The 4,959-nt window shown below is 48.7% G+C and carries 6 protein-coding genes; all 6 read right to left on the bottom strand.

Annotation, left to right across the window (positions count from 1 at the left end; translation table 11 throughout):
• Nucleotides 1-314: PrgI family mobile element protein (locus Q0338_RS06135; RefSeq protein WP_298085987.1), on the bottom strand; the 314-nt coding region annotated here is incomplete at its 3' end.
• 9 nt (nucleotides 315-323) lie between these two features.
• Complete coding sequence (locus Q0338_RS06130) at nucleotides 324-1,196, bottom strand: radical SAM protein (protein ID WP_298085988.1); 873 nt, start codon at nucleotides 1,194-1,196, stop codon at nucleotides 324-326.
• Entirely contained in the window at nucleotides 1,196-1,972 is a 777-nt protein-coding gene (locus tag Q0338_RS06125) for a 4Fe-4S binding protein (protein WP_298085986.1), read from the bottom strand. Before Q0338_RS06125 ends, Q0338_RS06130 begins: the two co-directional genes overlap by 1 nt.
• Nucleotides 1,965-2,822 carry a substrate-binding domain-containing protein gene (locus Q0338_RS06120; RefSeq protein ID WP_298085985.1) on the bottom strand — a complete coding sequence of 286 codons (858 nt, stop codon included), beginning with the start codon at nucleotides 2,820-2,822 and terminating at the stop codon, nucleotides 1,965-1,967. The genes Q0338_RS06125 and Q0338_RS06120 overlap by 8 nt, the downstream gene beginning before the upstream one ends.
• Before the next feature lie 69 nt (nucleotides 2,823-2,891).
• Nucleotides 2,892-4,004 carry a double-cubane-cluster-containing anaerobic reductase gene (locus Q0338_RS06115; RefSeq protein ID WP_298085984.1) on the bottom strand — a complete coding sequence of 371 codons (1,113 nt, stop codon included), beginning with the start codon at nucleotides 4,002-4,004 and terminating at the stop codon, nucleotides 2,892-2,894.
• The gene (locus tag Q0338_RS06110) at nucleotides 3,994-4,755 is read right to left on the bottom strand and encodes an acyl-CoA dehydratase activase (protein WP_298085983.1); all 762 of its coding nucleotides are present in this window, start codon (nucleotides 4,753-4,755) and stop codon (nucleotides 3,994-3,996) included. The genes Q0338_RS06115 and Q0338_RS06110 overlap by 11 nt, the downstream gene beginning before the upstream one ends.
• Nucleotides 4,756-4,959 lie beyond the last annotated feature (204 nt).

The following is a 4,959-nucleotide window of genomic DNA, read 5'->3' as shown; positions in this document are numbered from 1 at the left end:
CTTAGCACTGCTGCTAAATACAATTCCATCGGCTGATCTTTTTTTAAAGGCAAAGCTAAAATTAGAAAGAAAATTAAAAACGGTGCGGGGATAATTATTAATCCTGGAAAAATTTGATAAAGAAAGAATCCCATAGCTAATAACCCGGCCGCAACCATTAAATAAATAAATTGGCGGAAATTAAACGGACCGAGTAACTTATCATCGGCCTCAACATCTTGAGGAACTTTATAAACACTCACGGTGTGCCCACTTCTCCCTTCATTCTTATGTTTTATTATAGCAGATTGCAGCGAAAGAAAAAAGCCTTTCAACTGAAAAGCTTATTTCTTAGTTTTGATATTTGACATATCAGTTGGCTGAACTCCAACTCGGTTACCGACACGATGGATTTCATCACCGAGGTTAGCATTGATTTTGTTGAATAATTTTTGGTTATCGTTAATATCTTTAATGCTCTTCTGGAGGTTTTTAAGAACGTGAGCACCATCAATTTCCTTGTATTTACCACTTTTAATGTCGGTTAGATTGTTATTGCTGAACATGAATTTAACAGCACTATCATCCATAGTAGCTAGAGATTCACCACTAATTTTATTCATAGATTTAGCTAATTCAACCATGGAAGTATCAAAGTCTGTGATTGCCCCAGACGCGATCGCATTCTTGAACCCGGCGCCAAGAATTTTAGCGCCATCCTCGCCGTGGTAAATTTTGTTTTTGTGGCGCACCCACGCATAAATTTTGCCGCCCACTTCGGGCGTTACGGCATTAACGGTCACCGTCACGTGGCTCACGCCGATCCGCACGATATCATCCACGTGCTCGGGCAGGGACAGGCCGTTTGTGGATAGGCAAAGTAGGGCGTGAGGGAAGCGGGCTTTGCATTTTTCAAAAGTTGCTAGGGTTTTATCGGCATCGCACATAGGGTCTCCAGGCCCTGCGATACCGATGACAGAGATATCTTGTCTAAATTTAAATAGATTTTCCACGTATAGCGCGGCCTCGTCCGGGCTTTGCACTCTCCCCGTTACGCCGGGGCGATTTTCGTTGGCGCAGTCGTAGATGCGGTTGCAAAAATTGCATTGGATATTGCAATGCGGCGCTACGGGAAGGTGCACGCGCCCGTAGGCGGCGGACGCTTTTTTGCTAAAGCAGGGGTGGTTGTCGAAGGAGGGTTTGGCAAAAAAATTCATCAATCTTTTTTCCTTCCGAATTTGATGGCGTCCGCGTGGCAAACGTCCATACAATCGCCGCAGTTCGTGCAGTTCATCTCGTCCGGTCTCGTGCCCATTTCGCATTTGCGCAAACAGGCGTTGCAGTTATCGCAGGCGTTCGTTTTATAAACGCGAAATATTGAAATTTTACGCAGCAGCTCCATTATGCCGCCGCTAGGACAGGCGAAGCGGCACCATAAATTTGCGACGATCAAGGACGCGGCGATAAGAGCTACGACGACGGCAGTGCGAACCGCCCAGTACCAGTCGGAAAATTTAAAGGACATGATAACGGCGTTTAAGTACTCGTCGCTGGTGCGGATAGGGATCATGACGCGAGGATTGCCGTAGATAAAATATACGCCGGCGCTAAGCAAAACGGCTAGAACCATGCCTATTTGCGCATATCGTAGCTTCCTGTTATTTTTTAGCTTAAGCTTGAAAGCGGCAAATTTGCCGAGCATTTGATTTATGAATCCGCCCGGGCAAAGCCAGCCGCAAAACGCGCGCCCGAGGAAAATAACCAGCACGGGGATAAACAGCCAAAAGCCGAAAAACACGGTCGCGATCCGCCCCCAGCACGTAACGATCGGACAGGATTGGCAGTTTACGAAAGGCACGATAAATGGGCATCTAAAAATCCCGTAATACGCCCATTGCCCGATCGCGCCGATAAAAATCAGCTGCACCAAGCGACGAATTTTAGTTAGCTTAGAGACTTTTTTCATCTTTGCCATATTTACGATACTAAACATCTTTTACACCAAACCTTTCTATGAGTTCAAGCCCACGCGCCGAATGGATGGAGGTAAAGCCGTGCCGCTCGAAAATTTCCTGCCCGTCCGAGCAGACGAAGTCCGCAAAGTCATCGGCAAGCTTCTCGTCTTTTACGTATTTCATGATATTTAGCGTAAAGGTAAGCGGCCCGGGCGGGATGAGTTTCTCGTCGATAGGCATATATTCGATTTTGTCTTTAAATCTATCGTGCGTCGTTAGGCGCTTTTCGATGATGGACGCATCGCCCTTGCCGTCTACCAGATCGCACATCATAGTAATTACGCACGCTCCGTTGGCGACCATATTTTTCATAACAGGCTCAGTAAGGCCGGAATTTTTCAAAATTCCCTTTACCGGTCCGCTACCCGGAGGCGAAGCCCTTAGCGGCAGCATCACCCGCACGCCGGGCTCTGCTAGATCCTTCAGATCGCGAATGCCTGCGGGATTTCCCTTCGGCACTACTAAAACGTAGTCGGTAAAACACAGCGGTCTAAAGCGGAGGCTAAGCCCTGCTTTGCGTAGTTTTTGAGAGAGCTCCAAAACGCGGGCGCCGAAAACCTCCGTCTTGCCCTGCAAGGCCAGCAGCGACTTTCCGAGCGCTCCCGCAAAGGCGCCGGTGTACTGGATATTATGCCCCGTTTTGGACTCGTACGCTGCGTTTATCTGCGCAAAAGCTTCGGACAGTCCTCCGCACGACCAAACCTGCAGCGAATCAGGCTTAAACGGCGTGAAGCCGGCGAGCATCGATTCGGGTCCGGCGATGGCTGCCGCTGCCAAAGCTCCTTTTAAAAAGCCGCGACGAGATTCGTCTATCTCTTTAAATTTCATGCAATCTCTCCTTTCTTTGGATTGTTAAATTTACAAAGCTCTTTATTTTAAAATTTCGAGCGACCCCACTTAAAGCAGTTCTATAAACGCTTCTAGACGCGTTCGAATTTGCCCCACGTCCTGTTTGGAGTAGTCGGTCTCCAAGCTCATATAGTTTGCTCCGGCTTCGCGGCTTGCCTCTTTGATGCGATTTGTCTCGATCGCGTAGGTGTGACAGCCGCTTAACACGACGTCAACGACGCCGTGGGCTTGATACTCGTGGATAAATTCCTTTATAATATCGCCTCTGGCGTCGTTTTGATACATCACCGAACATGGAATTTTAAGGTAACGCTCGGCGATATTTGCGACCAGGTCGCCCTCTAGCTCTACATTATTTTGATAGTTTTTGGTGCCCGTGCAGTTTTCAAAGGCCACCACGTCAGCACCCAGCTCCTCGATCTGCTTGACAACCTTTTCATAGATGCCCCCACTCGGGCAACCTGTGATGATGATGCGCTTTTTGTGTTTGGCGCCGCTCATATCTTTTTCGCGCAGAGCCTTGACGTAGGAGCGTAGCATGCGTATCTTTTCGCTTTTGTCGTAGATGTAGTCGCTCGCAAACAGCACCTGATGCATTTCGCTACCGCTAATCGGGCTTGGATTTAGCTTGCCAAGCTCCATTAGCTCGTTTAGCGCGTCTCGCTCCTCGTTAAAAATCTCTATCGTCTCTTTTAGTTTTTCGTCCGTTATTTGCGTACCGAAACGCTGCTCCAAATAGCCTTTAAACTCCCGTAGCTCCTGCGTCCAAAGCTCCAAACTGCGTTTATTTGTCATATTTGGCAGCTCTAAAACGCGGACTTCCTTGTGCTTTGCTAGCAGTTCGTACATCTTTTTCTTGCCGTCGCAGGTGGTCTCGCCGACCACTACGTCGCTAGCGTTCATGTAGGGGCATTTTTTGGTTATCGCGTAGCCGTAGCTTGCTTTGATCAGCGGACAAAGATTGCGCGGAAGCTCGGCGTGAGCAGCGTTTATCGGTCCTTCGTCCGAGGCGCACAGGCTAACTGGTACCGCGCCCGCGGCGTAAATGAGCTCCTTTGGAGAATATGTGCAAAACGTCCCCACGACGCTCATTCCTTCGGCTTTTAGATCCTGGAGCGCCAGAGAATTTCGCTTTTTAAGCTCCGCAAAATCATACTTCATCTTTTCTCCTTTTTCCCATTATCGCAGCGCCCATCGCGCCGCAGTAGATTGCGTTTTCGTGAGTAAAAATTTCAGCCCCCAGATGCTCGCCTAGAAGCCGTTTAAAGAGCGGCACGTTGCTAAGCCCGCCGCTTAAAAAGTAAATTTGATTTTCCAGCCGTTTGATGAGAGCGGCGACCTTGTGCGCCGATGAGTCCACGATGGCGCAGGCGATCTCGCTCGTTTCGGCTCCGTTTGCGCTTAGCGAGACGATCTCACTCTCGGCAAATACCGTGCAGGTTGAGCTTAGTTTGATAGCAGGATTTTTGCGGGCGGTTTTGTAAATTTCGCTTAGCTCTAGCCCCAGGCGGCCCGCGCTGATCTCTAAAAATTTGCCCGTGCCCGCCGAGCACTTGTCGTTCATGATAAAATCCGCGGGCTTGCCGTTTAGGGTCTTGATCGCCTTCGTATCCTGCTCGCCCACGCCCTCTACGGTGCAGTCTTGCTCAAACAAAAAGTGCGCCCCAAGGCCGTGGCATAAAATTTCGCTCATGCTAAGCTGCGCGTAGTCCACGCTGACGCGTCCGTAGCCCGTAGCCGTTACGAAGCCCCCGCCGTAGCCTTTTTGCTCTAAAATTTGCTTGATCTGCCGCGCGACTTTGACCGCGCTAAAGCCGCTAGGTAGCAAAAACAGCTCGCAAAATTTGCCGCGCTCGTCCATAACGGCGACCTTTGATGACGCCCCACCGATGTCGATACCGATAAAATGCATACTTTGATCCGTAGTAAATCTTTCCGACACGCGGAACTTCGTCAAATTTGAGCTCTAGTTTGTGTAAATTTGCAGAAACTATAAATGAAGATAAATTTATGCAAACGTAAATCGCGACCGCGATCTGCTTTGGTTGAAACTATAGTCAAAATTGGACGTAAAGAGCGAGGGAAGATTAAAAAACATTATTTTGCGCGTCAAATT

It is taken from the genome of uncultured Campylobacter sp. (genome assembly GCF_938018145.1).
In the GTDB taxonomy this organism is placed as follows: domain Bacteria; phylum Campylobacterota; class Campylobacteria; order Campylobacterales; family Campylobacteraceae; genus Campylobacter_A.
Note: the sequence above shows the minus strand (reverse complement) of the source record. Positions and strands in the feature narration are given on the sequence as shown.